This window comes from Paenibacillus agri (assembly GCF_013359945.1).
Classification (GTDB): Bacteria; Bacillota; Bacilli; order Paenibacillales; family Paenibacillaceae; genus Paenibacillus_AQ; species Paenibacillus_AQ agri.
This window is the reverse complement of record NZ_JABWCS010000211.1, coordinates 104,376-120,481: the sequence shown is the minus strand read 5'-3', so window position 1 is coordinate 120,481 and position 16,106 is coordinate 104,376. Positions and strand designations below refer to the sequence as shown.

Annotated in this window: 12 protein-coding genes; 6 read left to right on the top strand and 6 right to left on the bottom strand. The window is 46.8% G+C overall.

Annotated features, from left to right (window positions below; all coding sequences use genetic code 11):
- Positions 1-5: 5 nt before the first annotated feature.
- Positions 6-3,113 (top strand): MMPL family transporter, encoded by a 3,108-nt coding sequence (locus HPT30_RS16070; RefSeq protein ID WP_175372355.1) that lies wholly within the window; start codon positions 6-8, stop codon positions 3,111-3,113.
- Between the two features lie 448 nt (positions 3,114-3,561).
- On the opposite strand, the gene HPT30_RS16065 is transcribed toward HPT30_RS16070, so the two are convergent.
- The 3 genes from HPT30_RS16065 to HPT30_RS16055 all read right to left on the bottom strand — a co-directional run bounded on the left by HPT30_RS16065 (position 3,562) and on the right by HPT30_RS16055 (position 4,779).
- A complete protein-coding gene (locus HPT30_RS16065) occupies positions 3,562-3,816 on the bottom strand; it encodes a DUF1450 domain-containing protein (RefSeq protein WP_175372354.1) in 255 nt (84 codons plus the stop codon).
- 75 nt (positions 3,817-3,891) lie between these two features.
- Positions 3,892-4,491 carry a DUF4062 domain-containing protein gene (locus tag HPT30_RS16060; protein ID WP_175372353.1) on the bottom strand — a complete coding sequence of 200 codons (600 nt, stop codon included), beginning with the start codon at positions 4,489-4,491 and terminating at the stop codon, positions 3,892-3,894.
- Between the two features lie 108 nt (positions 4,492-4,599).
- Complete coding sequence (locus HPT30_RS16055) at positions 4,600-4,779, bottom strand: N-acetyltransferase (RefSeq protein ID WP_217622405.1); 180 nt, start codon at positions 4,777-4,779, stop codon at positions 4,600-4,602.
- A gap of 231 nt (positions 4,780-5,010) precedes the next feature.
- Between HPT30_RS16055 and HPT30_RS16050 the strand changes: the two genes are divergently transcribed.
- Positions 5,011-5,862 carry an alpha/beta fold hydrolase gene (locus tag HPT30_RS16050; RefSeq protein ID WP_175372352.1) on the top strand — a complete coding sequence of 284 codons (852 nt, stop codon included), beginning with the start codon at positions 5,011-5,013 and terminating at the stop codon, positions 5,860-5,862.
- Between the two features lie 117 nt (positions 5,863-5,979).
- Here the strand turns inward: HPT30_RS16050 and HPT30_RS16045 are convergent, their stop codons facing one another.
- Both HPT30_RS16045 and HPT30_RS16040 read right to left on the bottom strand, forming a co-directional pair.
- Positions 5,980-7,485 carry an IMP dehydrogenase gene (locus HPT30_RS16045; protein WP_175372351.1) on the bottom strand — a complete coding sequence of 502 codons (1,506 nt, stop codon included), beginning with the start codon at positions 7,483-7,485 and terminating at the stop codon, positions 5,980-5,982.
- Between the two features lie 164 nt (positions 7,486-7,649).
- On the bottom strand, positions 7,650-8,528 hold the full coding sequence (locus HPT30_RS16040; RefSeq protein WP_175372350.1) for a LysR family transcriptional regulator: 879 nt from the start codon (positions 8,526-8,528) through the stop codon (positions 7,650-7,652).
- Positions 8,529-8,707: 179 nt separating this feature from the next.
- Here HPT30_RS16040 and zwf point away from each other — a divergent pair, with 179 nt between their 5' ends.
- From zwf to gnd, 4 genes are read left to right on the top strand one after another with little or no spacing between them, the layout of a single operon-like run.
- On the top strand, positions 8,708-10,228 hold the full coding sequence (gene zwf / locus HPT30_RS16035) for a glucose-6-phosphate dehydrogenase (protein WP_175372349.1): 1,521 nt from the start codon (positions 8,708-8,710) through the stop codon (positions 10,226-10,228).
- 49 nt (positions 10,229-10,277) lie between these two features.
- Positions 10,278-10,943 (top strand): fructose-6-phosphate aldolase, encoded by a 666-nt coding sequence (fsa, locus tag HPT30_RS16030; RefSeq protein ID WP_175372348.1) that lies wholly within the window; start codon positions 10,278-10,280, stop codon positions 10,941-10,943.
- A gap of 18 nt (positions 10,944-10,961) precedes the next feature.
- The gene (locus tag HPT30_RS16025) at positions 10,962-12,320 is read left to right on the top strand and encodes a glucose-6-phosphate isomerase (protein ID WP_175372347.1); all 1,359 of its coding nucleotides are present in this window, start codon (positions 10,962-10,964) and stop codon (positions 12,318-12,320) included.
- 19 nt (positions 12,321-12,339) lie between these two features.
- Entirely contained in the window at positions 12,340-13,758 is a 1,419-nt protein-coding gene (gene gnd / locus HPT30_RS16020; RefSeq protein ID WP_175372346.1) for an NADP-dependent phosphogluconate dehydrogenase, read from the top strand.
- Between the two features lie 202 nt (positions 13,759-13,960).
- On the opposite strand, the gene HPT30_RS16015 is transcribed toward gnd, so the two are convergent.
- A complete protein-coding gene (locus HPT30_RS16015; protein WP_246317162.1) occupies positions 13,961-16,090 on the bottom strand; it encodes an alpha-galactosidase in 2,130 nt (709 codons plus the stop codon).
- Between the last annotated feature and the right edge of the window lie 16 nt (positions 16,091-16,106).

The following is a 16,106-nucleotide window of genomic DNA, read 5'->3' as shown; positions in this document are numbered from 1 at the left end:
TTTAAATGAAACTGATATTGAAATGGAAATGGCCCATTGTGGCGATTTGGATTGTCGCTGCAGCCTTGTTGATTCATTTTATGCCGGATATGGAGCAGCTTGTTCGTGAAAAAGGTCAGGCCGGTGTTCCAGAGAGATACTCTTCGAGGCAAGCGGAACGGTTGATTCACGAGTTGAGTGGAAAAGCAGAGAATGCGAATGAAATGTCGGTCGTCGCAGTTTTTCATAGTAAGGATAAGCTGAATACAAAGCAGATGAATCAGATTGGGTCAGGAATTCAAAAGCTGGAGCAGCAGAAAGCGGACTTAGGCATTCGTTCCATTTTGTCCCCAGACAATGAGGATATGAAAGAGCAGCTTCGCTCTAAAGACGGAACTACGGCTCTTGCTGTGGTTACAGTAGATATAGGCAACCGCTCGAAAGAAGAGATCAGAAATCTTCTGATGGACAAATTGGAACCAGTAAGGGTGGAACATTATCTAACCGGATCTGATCTAATTATGGAGGATTTCGTCAAGACCACCCAAGCCGGTGTTAAGAAAACAGAAGGTGTTGCGGTCGTTTTCATTATCGTCGTTCTGATCTTAATCTTCCGCTCACCGGTGACTCCGCTTATTTCGCTTGTTACCGTGGGAATAACATTTCTAATCTCGTTAGGAACCGTTACCCAGTTGGTTGATAAGTTAAATTTTCCATTCTCCGGTTTTACGCAAATTTTCTTGATCCTGGTCCTTTTCGGGATTGGGACAGATTATATCATTTTGTTATTCATGCGATTCAAAGAGGAGTTGTCCCGGCAGGAATCCACATTGGAAGCGATTATTCATACCTACAAAACCGCTGGGCGGACCGTATTGTATAGCGGTGTAGCGGTACTGATCGGATTTAGCAGCTTGGGACTGGCTGAATTCCAATTATTCAAATCAGCGTCAGCAGTCGGCATTGGTGTGGGGATCTTGCTCTTAGCCTTGTTCACGATTGTACCGATCCTTATGGGACTTCTCGGTCGTCTAAGCTTCTGGCCTTCCAAAGCGGCCGGTGAACATAACGGAAACAAGCTGATCTCTGGGATCACAGGCTTTGCTGTAAAACGCCCCATTTGGGGGATTCTCATTACGATCGTGATTGCGGTGCCCATCTCTCTTTTCTACTCTGGGCATTTGAGCTACAACTCGCTGGACGAGATCCAGGATTCATACCCGTCCGTCAAAGGAATTAATATAGTTTATGATCATTTTCCGGCGGGACAAGCATCCCCTACAACGGTGGTCATGAAGGCAGGAGAGAACCTCGATTCTTCAGACAATTTGGTCTTTATCGACAGGGTCACCGGGCAATTAACTTCTATTGATGGTGTAGATAAGGTATTTAGCGCGACCCGGCCTCATGGCGAGAAAATCAAAGAACTATACACCACTGACCAATCCGCCTCGCTAAGTGAAGGTATTGGAAAAGCGAATGACGGAATTGGCACGATTAAGGATGGATTATCAGGAGCAGTGGATAAGCTGGCAACTGTTCCGCTGGATCAATTCAGTAAAGTAAATGATTTGGTTACTGGGACCAAGAAGGTACAAGCGGGAATTAATCAATCTATTACAGCACTGAACAAGATTTCTGCCGGGCTGGACAAAGGGACGGTTGGCGCAGGGGAATTGAAACAGGGCTTACACAGTCTAAATGGAAATTTGGCGAAACTGAATGAGTCGACAACCAAGATTAGCTCAGCTCTCCCCAAAATTACAGAGGGATATAATACGCTCTACACACAGTATGACAATATCAAGAAGTCACTGGATAGCATCATAGCAGCCTCCAAAAGTATGAACGATACGATAGGACGCTTGGAAGCGTCCAATAGTGAATTAAAGAACAGCTCTGACTTTGTAGTATTGAAAAGTACGTCGGCAGCGCTTATTGAACAATTGGCTAAGCTAAGCCAAGGGATGAACCAGTTAAACCAACAGTTCAATGCCGTGAACGGTCAATTGGCTACTGTTCAGCAGGGCATCCAGCAAATTCAGCTTGGTCAGGATAAGATCAGACAAGGCTCTACACAGTTGGAGGCTGGTGCTGCCGAACTGCAGGATGGACTTGCTCAAGGCAGTGCGGGTCAGAAACAGGTTACAACGAAGATGCCTGCACTAGCAGAAGGAATGAGCAGCATCGTACAGGGACAAGTGGAGTTAAATAAAGGACTGAGCAATTTAGCAAGCAACCTTCCGCAGCTGAAAAATGGGCTAGGGGATAGTGTAAACGGATTGCAGAAGATCTCTGATGGATTGACGAGCACAACCAATTACTTGAACGAAGTTGTACGAACAGGCGCCTCCGAAACCTTCTTTATTCCAGAAGAGGTACGTACGGGAGCAGCGTTCACCAAGTCGTTGGATACGTATATGTCTTCAGACAGACATGAAGCCCAATGGACCATACTTCTGAAGGAAGATCCTTATTCCTCGCATGCGATGGAGACTGTAAAGCAAATTCAGGACAGATTTGACCAATTGCTTCAGCAGTCCAAATTTGCCAAGGCTGAATACGGGATTGGGGGAATATCCTCGCAGAACCAGGATCTCAATATGATGTCCACGGGAGATTTTACAAAGACAGCAGTGATTATGCTCATTGGGATATTCATCTTCCTGGTGATTATCACCCGGTCCTTGTGGATTCCCCTCGGGGCGATCATTTCGTTGGTACTGGCGTATCTTACGGCATTGGCAGCAACAGAATGGATCTTCGGTGCTTTCACAAGTCATAAGGATCTGACATGGACGATTCCGTTCTTCTCGTTTATTATGATCATCGCTTTGGGAGTAGATTATAGTATCTTCCTGATCATGCGATATCTGGAGTACAAGGATCGAAATCCGCGTCAAGCGATCTATGAAGCCATGAAGCATACAGGTGGGGTAATCCTCTCGGCGGTGCTTATTCTTTCAGGTACGTTTGCCGCTATGATTCCATCAGGTGTATTAACCTTGGTGCAGTTGGCGACGGCAGTCATTATTGCTTTGGCTTTACTGGCTCTGTTGCTATTGCCCCTATTCTTACCAGCGTTTATTAGTCTTTCTACAGCATCATTTTTCAAGAAAAAGACTGATCAATAAAGCTGGCTATATTTTTTCGAGCCGCCGCATGGTGACCCGTATGGACGGTAGTGTGAGAGGGGACGGGAGCTTGCTGCTCCCTCCTGCTTGATTAGAATGGTGTAATTAAAGGCATTTTTGTACCCTAATTGGGATGCAACTGAAGATTGGCGTAGATTAAGATCAATTTTGTACCTTAATTCTTCGGTTTGCCCCTCATAGCGCCTTTTTCATTAAAATAGGATACAAAAATGCTCTTATTTAGCTAATTTTCCTCAAAAAGAGAAAATAAGGTACAAAAATGCTGTTAATTAGCAATTTTATGCCATTCTGTATGATTAACAGGAGAATCCTATAGGAGAAACACCAATTAGCTATACAATAATAAGTCCCCTTAAGGCACGAAGGCTGCAAAGGGGACTTATCTATTTCTATCTCTTTGTTTCAAGCCGGTGGTAGAAGTAGCTGCTTATGCTTCCCAGAAAGCCTTTATCTCTTCGGCGATTGCTTCTTTAGCAAGCTCAAGGCATTGATCCATTGTTTTTGCGTAAACTCTCTTATTGCCAACCATCACATAAGGGACAGCCCTGCACATATTGCACATCGTCAAACAATCCGTTCTCATAACGGCAACTTCGGGAAATTCGTCCTCCAAATCTTCCAGGGGAAGCGTAGCAATGGAATTTCGGGTACATACTTCAACAACAACAAGTCCTAATGACATAATAATCACCTACTGTAAGCTTTGTATTTAAAATTTTAAGTTTTCTTCGTTTGCTATATTATCGCACATTTCTGCTCATTGATCTTCCCTTTTGTGCTTCTCTAACTCAGCTTGTAATCTGGCATTCTCTTTCAGTAACTCTGCGTTCTCTTCTGATAGTCTCTGTACATCCGGGATCTCTTTGCCCGATACCCAGCCAGACAAATCGTCTCTTCTTGCATACTCTGGGAGCAGGTCACGAATCACCATGTGAATGTGCGGTTCACTTTCAACATGAAATATAGGAACTTGTTCCATTACGGATTGTTTGAACGCTTGGAACTCTGGATAATTTTCCATAACTACAAAGTCGTACGGTTTTTGTCTTAAGGCTTCATCTGTGAGGACAAAAGCAAACCTAGGTTTTCCCAGTTCTCCGGCATAATCATATTCCGAGTGCGTATAACTCAGGGATTTATCTGGAAGCAATGGACCATAGAACCCTCCGAGAATCAGGATAAAGATATCCGATTCCTGAATCCATTTCTTAATCAATTCCGTTTTATTGTACTTATAAATCAGTTCCATACCCGCAGGGATGTGACCGGCTCTGAGTATAGCCTGCACAGCAGCCTGGCGTTCCTCAATCAAGTCGTTAAAAGTAGATGATATGAAGACTTGCAATTTTTTTCGCATAGGCCACCTATATTAATTAAATTTTAATATAAATGGTAGCATTGAGTTAGACGATTTGCAATTTGATGTACTCTCTTTTATCTTACACAGAAGCTTCTCTAAAGCTACTTAGTTCAAATTCATCACAAGGGCTTGCTCCACATGCTTGACGCCCCACGCTTTGTTCTCACGTTCTTCAGTTTTTCTAAACCCTACTTTCACGTACATAGCAATCGCTGTCTTCTGGTCTTCCGTTGTCTCCAGAAATACTAGCGCTTGTTGCTCTTGATCGGGAAGTGTGCTGATCATCTGCTGAATTTGCTGCTCAGACCTAGTATTCAGTTGTGCCAGGATATTCTTTCCTTGTTCAGATTGTTCAGACTGCCCCTTAAATATGGAGTGGGATGATCCTAAGCATCTACATTTACTTTACAAATATCATATGTTACTATGAACATAGGGTAATGATAACAACATAGGATTATAAAATCAATCGGCTTGTTCTCTACCTGTACTAACTCTAATCGAGGTGGAAATATCATGGATCAACAGTCTCTATACAAGACGGAAGCAGGGAAAGCTGCTGTTTTGGAGATCTATCATCAATTGCTGAATAAGATCACTGTTCCTTATGAGGAATTATTTTTGAATACACGTTATGGAAAAACTTATGTCATCGCAAGTGGATCGGTAACATCACCACCGCTGATCCTGCTGCATGGGTCAGGTTCCAATGCCACCATGTGGGTGGGGGATATATCACACTATTCCAAAAGCTATAGAGTCTACGCTCTAGACATCCCAGGTGATCCCGGGAAGAGCGAGGATATACGTCATCCGCTGAAGAGCGATGCATATGCCGAGTGGATGAATGATGTGCTTCGCGCATTACATCTTGAACAAGCAACACTGATCGGAATCTCGTTAGGGGCTTGGATGGCAGTGAATTATGCCGTGAAGCATCCGGAGAAGGTGGATAAGCTGGTGCTGATGTCACCTTCAGGCATTGGCCCTCAGCGGGCGTCGTTCCTGTTCAAGGCCATGCCATTCTTACTCATGGGTGAGAAGGGGAGGGACAAAGTCTCTCGTCTCGTAAATGGTATTGTGGAGCTTCCGGAACAGTCCATGCAAAATACGAAGATTATCGCCCGCCATTTTCGCTTTCGCTCAGAGACAGTGCCGATTTTTACAGATCAGGAGCTTGGACACTTGAAAATGCCGGTTCTTTTAATTGCCGGTGAGAGGGACGTTATGCTTCATTCGCGCAAGACCGCAGAACGGCTTTCCAGCCTACTGCCACATGCTAACATTCAACTGCTTCCGGAATACGGTCATGTTCTGATCCGACAGACACCCCGGATATTGCCGTTCTTGTCAGGTAACTCGAAGTAACATATAAGCGAAGCAAATAAACTAAAAAAAGAGCAGAGGCTCCTATCGGTGAAAGCGATAGAAGCCTTTGCTCTTTTTAGCAAACGATTATGCATTATGCTTTTTTACAATTCTCAATCAATCCACATGAAAGGTAGAAGTGTTCTCTTTCAGGATGACATCATGAGCTCCGCCCTCTACGAGGCTCGTTGCAGATACGAGAGTAATGCGCGCTTTCTCTTGCAGATCGTGGATAGATAAAGACCCGCAATTACAGAAGGTCGATTTGATGATTCCCAGCGATTTGTCCAAGTTTTCGCGCAGGGTGCCTGCATAAGGAACATAAGAATCTACACCTTCTTCGAATAATAGTGTAGTTTTGCCGCCGGTATCGTATCTTTCCCAGTTACGTGCCCGATTCGACCCTTCTCCCCAGTACTCTTTAACGAAGTTGCCGCCAATCTTCACTTTCTTTGTAGGGCTTTCATCAAAGCGGGCAAAGTATCTGCCCAGCATCACAAAGTCTGCACCCATGGCAAGGGCAAGTGTAATATGGTAATCATGCACAATACCGCCATCCGAGCAGATCGGAACATAAATACCAGTTTCCGCGTAATATTCGTCTCTGGCTTGGGCAACTTCCTGTACAGCAGAGGCTTGTCCCCGGCCAATGCCCTTCTGTTCGCGGGTAATGCAGATGGAGCCGCCGCCAATTCCTACCTTGATGAAATCAGCACCGGCTCCAACCAGGTAACGAAATCCTTCGCGATCCACCACGTTGCCGGCACCGATGACGACATCAAAGTGCTCTTTTACATATTGAACGGTCTCTGCCTGCCACTCTGTATAGCCGTCTGAAGAATCTATAACAAGCGCATCTACGCCAGCTTCAACCAAAGCGGGAACCCGTTCTTTATAGTCGCGGGAGTTAATGCCTGCGCCGACAATATAGCTTTTTTCGCTGTCCAGCAGCTCGTTCGGAAACTCCTTGTTTCTGTCATAGTCCTTGCGGAAGACCAGGTAGACCAGATTCTGATTGTCATCGATGAGCGGTAATGAATTGAGCTTGTGTTCCCAGATCAGGTCATTGGCTTCTTTCAAGGACATACCGACTTTGCCGCAGATCAATGCTTCAAATGGTGTCATGAATTCACTTACAGGCTTGTCGAGCGGATCACGCGAAATCCGGTAATCTCTTGCTGTAACGATTCCTAGTAATTTACCGGTTGCCGATCCATCTTCCGTTACAGCAATGGTGGAGTGACCATGCAGCTCCTTAAGCTCGAGTACATCTTTAAGCGTGTGCTGAGGCTTGAGGTTAGAGCGGCTGATGACGAAGCCTGCTTTGAATGCCTTCACTTTCTTCACCATTTCAGCTTGGCTGCTGATGGACTGGGAACCGAACAAGAAGGAGATCCCGCCATTTTGGGCCAGCGCAACCGCTAGCCGGTCATCGGACACTGCTTGCATAACGGCAGAAGAGAAAGGAATCTTAATCTCCAGAGGCGACTTCTCTCCACGTTTGAACTTGGCGATTGGCGTAGTTAGATCCACTTTGTCAGGTGTACAGTCTTTTGTAGTCAAGTTCGGGACAAGCAAATACTCACTGAATGTACGTGAAGGTTCTGAATAATAATAGGCCACTTGTTAAAACCCCTCTCTGATTTCATATAGTATATTTAATTTTTCAGCATGAGCTTGGTTGTCAATCGATCTTTAAAATTTGAAAGTATTATACTTATCATAATAAAGGATGTCAATTTAAAAGTGAGATTAGACTCTTCGGATTGATGATTGCCCGATTTGGGTTACTTGACCTGTTTGATGAATTTACTGGCTGCTTGGGTTAGCGGCATGTTACGCATAGTCATGATTCCGACATGAGTAGGCGGGAGCTTGATATCTAATTGGATTTCGAAAAGTGAGCCTTCCTCCAGTTCTTTCGCTACAAATTCTCTGGTCACATAGGAGATGCCAAGTCCCCTGCGTGCAAACTCAATGAGCAGATCCACACTTCCGACCTCAATCTCGGGCTTTAGCGTATAGCCGTAGCTCTGGAATAACTCCGTAATTGCCATTCGTGCCCGGCTATTACGTGAGAAGAGAACCACCGGATATTGCAGCAGTACTTCTACGGACAGAACGGTATCCTTTAAAATGGCATATTGTGCTCCGGCGACAAAGCAATCTTGCAGTTGGATGGTCTCCCTGGCTTCAAGCTGGGAATCAACAATAGGGAGGCGGACGACGCCAAGGTCGATCGTGCCGTCTTTTAAAAGTGTCATAACCTCCGGCGTTGTTCCATGGTTCAGGTGCAGCTTGATCCCCGGGTAGTTCTTATGGAAGTCTTCCAGATAAGGGAGCAAATAATGCTTGAACAAAGAATCACTCCCGCCGATCCGCAGCTCGCCATTGTCCAGATTTTTCAGCGCAGCCATCTTTTCTTCGGCCATGGTGATCAGCACCTGGGACTGCTCAATATAGGAATACAGAATCGTGCCTTCCTGAGTTAGAGCGACACCCTTGGAGTTACGGTAAAAAAGGGTAATCCCGAAATTCTGCTCCAGCTGCTTAATCGCATGACTGACGCTGGGTTGGGTAAGATATAATGCTTTGGCTGCTTGTGTCAAACTTCCCGTCTTTGCGGCCCAATAAAAAACTTTATATAACTCATAATTATTAGTCATAGATGCCATTTATAGCTCCTGTGAAATTTATTGATTACATGTATAGCTCCTAAAAGTATTATAGTGGAACTATAGAAGAGAAACCACTGCTTAAAAGTTGTCAGAAAGATTCAAAGTGCAGTTGCGGTTCCACTGACATATCCCAGATATACAGTGGCGCTATTGGAAGGAGAGATGACATGGATTCACACACCCTTGTTTTATTTGGAGCAACAGGCGATTTAGCCAAGAGAAAAATATACCCGGCCCTTTTTAATTTATTTATCGATCGAAAGCTGGCGTTGCCATTGTCGGTGATTGGTCTGGGAAGAAGAGAATGGTCGGATGAGACCTTTAAGAAGAATGTAGAGCAGTCGCTTAGGGAGTTCTCTAGAAGAGCCCCTCAAGATGAGGAAGCCTTGCAAGCCTTTCTGGAAGCCTTCCGTTACTGCACACTGGATATCGGTAAAAAAGAAGACTATCAGAAGCTGCTGAAGTTAATCGAGCATCGTGAAGGGGAGCTTGGCCTTGAGCCGAATCGTCTCTTCTATCTGTCAGTCGGACCTGAATATTTCGAAACCATTGCTGCTCAAATTCAGGACAACGGGCTTGGCTCGGATGAGGGCTGGAAGCGTCTCGTGATTGAGAAGCCTTTCGGTCACGATTTGAAGTCCGCTAGAGTATTGAATGAGAAATTAAGTGTTGCTTTTGCTGAATCTGAAATTTTCAGAATCGATCATTATCTGGGCAAGCCGGTCGTGCAGAAGCTCGAAGCGCTACATCAAGCTAATCCGGAGATTAAGGCGCTATGGAGCAACCGGAAAGTGGCCAATGTACAGATTACGGCAAGCGAGACGGTAGGCGTTGAAGAGAGAGCGGGTTATTACGATCATGTCGGCGCGGTCAGAGATATGTTCCAGAACCACATGCTCCAGCTGCTCATGATGGTTGCCATCCATCTTCCGGATAAGGTGAGTGCCGATGAGGTAAATGAGGTACATCTTCACAAGAAACGGGTGATGAAATCTCTCGAGCCGCTGCACAAGCACAGTGCTGCTGCTGGTATCATCCGGGGGCAATATAAGGAAGGCAGCGTTCAAGGCAAGCCGGTTGCCGGTTACACGTCAGAGCCAGGCATTACGCCGGAGTCTATGAATGATACGTTCATCGCTGCGAGATTGCAGATTAATGATAGCGACTGGGAGGGTGTACCTTTCTATATCCGCACGGGTAAACGAATGATGGACAAATCTACGAGAATCGTAGTCGAGTTCAAAGAGGAAGCTGCCCAATTGGCTGCAACTGCTGAGAAGAGCAAAGCTCCAAACCTGCTGGTGCTTGAGATGAGTCCTGGCGAAGGGATTACTCTGCAATTTAAAGGGCCAACGTTTGAACCTGCAGGGGAGTTTAGCCCAATTCAAGTAGAATTGCCGGAAGGCCGCGGTGACGGCCGCGAAGCCTATGAGAATCTGATTCACGATGCCTTGCAGGGAGATCCTACATTTTTCGCTCACTGGGATGAAGTTGAATTGTCTTGGGAGTGGGTACAGCCGATTCTTGATGCCTACGAAGAGAACATGGTCCCTCTTCAACTGTATGCCGCAGGAAGCTGTGGTCCGGCTGAATCGGATGCCTTATTGGCCAAGGATGGATTCCATTGGTGGTTCGATGATAGCGCGAAGCAAGAGAGTACGACATTGAAAGAGAAGACACTGGTATAAAGGTGCTTTCGATTTAACACACTACAACCCAAAAATGGAGGTTATTTAAATGAAATTTTTTATCGATACAGCAAATGTGGAAGATATTAAAAAGGCCTACAAAATCGGTGTTCTTTCTGGCGTAACGACTAACCCCTCTTTGGTTGCCAAAGAAGGCGTAAAATTCGAAGATCGTATCGCAGAGATCCTGCGTACTGTGCCTGAGGTCGAATCGGTATCCGCAGAAGTTACCCCTGATGCGGTCACTGCCGAAGAAATGATCGCCCAAGCGAATGAATTGATCAAGATCAATAACAATGATAAGAACATTACCATTAAGCTGCCAATGACCCTTGAAGGACTGGAAGCCTGCCGCTACCTCACCAAAAAAGGTGTAAAAACTAACGTTACGCTGATCTTCACTGTGAACCAAGCGCTGCTCGCTGCTCGTGCTGGTGCGACGTATGTATCGCCGTTTCTGGGCCGCTTGGACGATATCTCTGAAGATGGTGTGCAATTGATTGTGAAGATTGCCGAGTTGTTCCGGATTCATCAGTTGGATGCTCAAATTATTGCTGCTTCTGTACGTCACCCTGACCACGTTACACGTGTAGCGATGGCCGGTGCACATATTGCGACGATTCCATTCGCCGTTATTGAACAGCTTTCCAAGCACCCGTTGACCGATCAAGGGCTGGAGAAGTTTGCTGCAGACTGGCAGAAATCTGTTCAATAAGAAGGAGTGAGTCACAAAATGAGTATTAAATTTGATTATTCTAACGCACTATCTTTTATGAACCAGCATGAAGTCGATTACTTTAGTGAGTTCGTCGGCACAGCTCACCGGATGTTACATGAGAAGAAGGGGCCGGGTTCAGATTTCTTGGGCTGGGTGAACCTGCCTCTGGAATATGACACAGCAGAATTTGCCCGCATCAAAGAAGCAGCTAAGCGTATTCGCAGCCATTCTGATGCGCTGATTGTAATTGGAATCGGCGGCTCCTACCTTGGAGCCAGATCCGCGATTGAATCGCTGTCGCATACGTTCCACAATCAGATGAGCGGAACTACACAGGTCTATTTTGCCGGACAAAATATCAGCTCCACGTATCTGTCGCATCTGCTTGAGCTGATCAAGGACAAAGATATCTCTCTGAATGTGATTTCGAAATCTGGTACAACTACAGAGCCTGCCATCGCATTCCGTGTGCTGCGGGATTATATGGAGAAGAAATACGGTAAAGAGGAAGCTAGACAACGTATCTTTGCAACGACTGACGCCGCGAAGGGTGCGCTCAAGACTTTGGCGGATGAAGAGGGTTATGAAACGTTTGTCATTCCGGATGACGTAGGCGGACGGTACTCTGTGCTTACGGCTGTAGGTCTGTTGCCAATTGCTGCAGCAGGACTGGATATTGATCAGATGATGGCGGGTGCAGCAGCTGCCGCTCAGAAATATAACAATCCTGATCTGGCAACCAATGAGAGCTATCAATATGCGGCTGTCCGCAATGCACTCTATCGCAAAGGAAAAACCATTGAGCTGCTGGTGAACTTTGAGCCTTCTCTGCATTATGTGTCTGAATGGTGGAAGCAACTCTTTGGTGAGAGTGAAGGGAAAGACCAGAAGGGATTGTATCCGGCTTCCGTTGATTTTACGACGGATCTGCACTCTATGGGTCAATATGTGCAAGAAGGACGCCGTGATCTCATTGAGACTGTTGTAACGGTGAACAAGGCACGGATCGAGCTGGCGATTCCGGAGGATGCCGATAATTTGGACGGCTTGAATTTCCTGTCTGGTATGACCATGGATGACGTGAACAAAAAAGCAGCAGTAGGCACACGCCTTGCGCATGTCGATGGCGGCGTACCGAATCTTATCGTCGAGCTGGATGAATTGAATGAGTACACTTACGGAGAAATGGTGTATTTCTTCGAAAAGGCCTGCGGCATCAGCGGTCTGCTGCTTGGCGTGAACCCGTTCGATCAGCCGGGTGTGGAGGCGTACAAAGTAAATATGTTTGCCCTGCTTGGCAAACCGGGGTTTGAAGAACAAAAAGAGGCGCTGAACAAACGATTATCAGCAGGTTCTGCATCAGAGCAGAAGTAACATAAGGGGAGAAGTGAACATGAAAAAACAACAGATTGGTGTAATCGGTTTGGCAGTAATGGGGAAAAACTTGGCACTGAATATTGAAAGCAAAGGATTCTCTGTGGCCTTGTTCAACCGTTCGGCAGACAAAACAAAAGAGCTGCTTGCAGAAGCGCCAGGCAAAGATTTTGTCGGTACTTATAGTGTTGAAGAGTTCGTACAGGCTCTGGAGACGCCTCGCAAAATTCTGATCATGGTCAAAGCAGGCGAAGCTACAGACAGCACAATTAATCAACTGCTCCCTTACCTGGATCAAGGGGATATTCTGATCGACGGCGGGAATGCTTATTTCCCTGACACTCAGAGAAGAAATAAAGAGCTGCAAGCTAAGGGCTTCCGCTTCATCGGAGCCGGCGTATCCGGCGGGGAAGAAGGCGCGTTGAAAGGTCCTGCGATTATGCCAGGCGGACAAAAGAGTGCGTATGAACTGGTGGAACCGATTCTGACTGCAATCTCTGCTAAAGTAAACGGTGATCCGTGTTCCACTTACATTGGCGAAGATGGTGCAGGCCACTATGTGAAGATGGTGCACAACGGGATCGAATACGGCGATATGCAGCTTATTGGCGAAGCGTATCATTTGTTAAAAGATGTGCTGAACTTGAGTGCGGAAGAACTGCACACCATTTTCTCAGAATGGAATAAAGGCGAGCTGGACAGCTATCTCATCGAGATTACGGCAGATATTTTCGCTAAGAAGGACCCTGAGACCGGCAAACCTATGGTGGATGTCATTCTGGACTCCGCAGGTCAAAAAGGAACCGGCAAATGGACCAGCCAAAGCTCCTTGGATCTTGGCGTACCGTTGTCCATCATTACGGAATCCGTGTTTGCACGCTTTATCTCTGCCATGAAGGAAGAGCGTGTCGCAGCAAGCCAGAAGCTAAGCGGCCCTTCGGGAGCAGGCTTCACTGGAGATAGAGAACAATTCATTGAAGCTGTTCGTAAAGCATTGTATGCCAGCAAAATCGCCTCGTATGCGCAGGGCTTTGCCCAAATGCGTGCCGCTTCCGAGGAATACAACTGGAACCTCAACTATGGCAGCATTGCGATGATCTTCCGCGGGGGCTGTATCATCCGCGCAAGATTCCTGCAAAATATCAAGGATGCGTATGATCGTGATCCTGCACTCAAAAACCTGCTGCTCGACGAATACTTCGCTGAGATCGTGCAAAACTATCAACAGGCTTGGAGAGAGGTTATCAGTGTTGCTGTTACCCGCGGAATTCCGGTTCCAGCCTTTACTTCAGCGTTGGCATACTATGATAGCTACCGTACGGAAAGACTTCCGGCGAACCTGCTGCAGGCGCAACGTGATTACTTCGGTGCCCATACCTTTGAACGTGTAGATAAAGAAGGAAGCTTCCACTTCCAATGGATGGACAACAACGAATAAGATATAGTTGACGGTTGTAAATAGTAAAATCCCCTCAGGGTGACAGTGAAGAACGAGCACACGGTAAGTTGTGCTCACCACCGTCGCCAGAGGGGATTTTTCATGGCTAAGTTTCCTGTGGGACTCTGAATAAATCAATGGTGATAAAAAATAACCCACAAGAAGGATGATCTTAGTAAATCATCTTCTTGTGGGTTTATGTTTAGGCGGAGATTTCTGTAATCTTGACCATCTTACTGGACATATCGCCCCACAGGTCCAGATCAAGCCCGCGGTTCATCAGCGCGCTGCCGCTTAGAGGCTGTTCAAAGCCGTCAACTTGATACAGCGACTCACTCTTCAGACCACGCAGATAAATGCGAGGAGAGTGGTTTTGGAATTTTTGCGGATGCATCAGTGCGAAGAGCACAGATTCACGCTGGTCCGTTGTTACATACTGCACAGCAGTCGTGCTACCTTCTCTTGGCGAAAGCAGACGATATTGGTCACCCTTTTGCACGATGTGTCGAATATCTTTATATACATCAACCCATTTGCGGGACTCTTCCAGCTCTTCTTCAGACCAGTTCAGCAGATTGCCGCCAATGCCAAGCGATCCCATCATCGAGGAATGGAAACGGTATGCGACGGAAGCGGGACGGTTCTTCATCCATTTTCCGGCGTCGGCTACCCAGCACATCATGGACTGCGCGTTGTAAGCAAGGGAGTAACCTTCCTGGATGAAGAGACGCTCATAAGGATCGGTGTTGTCGCTGGTCCAGACCTCATCGGTCAACTGCATAATGCCGAGATCGATCCGTGCACCACCGCCGGAGCAAGCTTCGAAGGCAACAGCCCGATGCTTGGCGCGCAGACGAGCGAAAATGTCATATAGCCCTTGTACGTGGCGCACCCATACTTCCTTGTGCTGCTCTTGCGGCGCGTCGAGCCAGCCGACTTCGCTGAGTGAACGGTTCATATCCCATTTTACAAAAGCAATATTGTTCTCGCTCAGCAAATTGTCCATCATCTCGAAAATAAAGGATTGTACTTCTGGGTTCGCCACATTGAGTACCAGCTGATTTCTGCTCTCGGTACGTGGACGATTAGGGAAATGATACACCCAATCCGGATGAGTTCTGTACAGGTTGCTGTCCGGATTGACCATCTCTGGCTCAACCCAGATGCCGAATTTCATCCCCAGTGCCTCGACCTTATCGATAAGCGGCTTCAGGCCGTTCGGGAATTTCTCCGGGTTGACTGTCCAGTCGCCGAGTCCGGCACGGTCATGATTGCGCTCGCCGAACCAGCCATCGTCAATAACGAACAGCTCCACGCCCATCGCAGCCGCTTTTTCCGCCAGCTTCGTTTGTCCTTCTTCGTTAACATCGAAGTAAGTCGCTTCCCATGAATTGTACAGTACAGGACGCAATCCTTCAGAAATTGGCTTAGGCAATACATGTTCGCGCTGGTAACGGTGGAAGTTGCGGCTTGCTTGGCCGAAGCCCTCGCGCGTATAACCGCCGACAAAAGCAGGGGTCTGGAACTTCGTACCACCAGCCAGATGCCAGGAGAAATCGAAGTCATGAACGCCGCCGCTCACTTGCAGCAGCTTGAACGGGCTGTATTCCACAGTAATCTTCCAGTTGCCGCTCCATGCGAGCGCGCCGAACCATACTTCGCCATGGTCTTCTGTTGCCGTTCCACGGTCAATGGCAAACCACGGATTCGCCTGACAGCTTGTATTTCCGCGTCTGCTCTCCAGCGTTTTCTTGCCAGGAGTGATCTCGTCCTGATAGATTTGGGTCTCTTCGATCCATTTGCCAGCCAGATGGGTCAGACGATAACGGTCGCCTCTTGGCGCATGCCATGTAGCGGAGAGAGATTGGTCCAGTGTAATGGCTTCTTCACCGGTATTTTCAATCACAGCATAACGCTCGAGAATATCATGCTTCGGATAGAGACGGTAGTGAAGATGCACAAGCAGCGGATAGACGGTATCTTTCAGTACGATGATTAGTTCTTCGTGTTCATCGCCAAGGATAATCTCATGATCTTTGTAGACCAGCTTCGTGTCCCGTACCTGATCCGGGAAAGTTGCTTTCAAACAAGGCTCATAATAGTACATCCCGCCCCAAGCCGGGAATTCCTGCTGAAGAATCCCTTCGGATGGCTCGAAGGAAGAATGACGAATGACTGATTTATCAGAAGCCGGGAGGTCGGAAAGGTAAGGCAGCTTAGGGCCATAGTAAAGATGCTGCAAAGTGCCGTTCTCATGAACGCCCAGACCGTACGATAAGTTGGTTCCTTGAAGGAGCCAACGTGATGTTTCTTTGTCAAATAACAATGCCAATATAATCGCCTCTTCT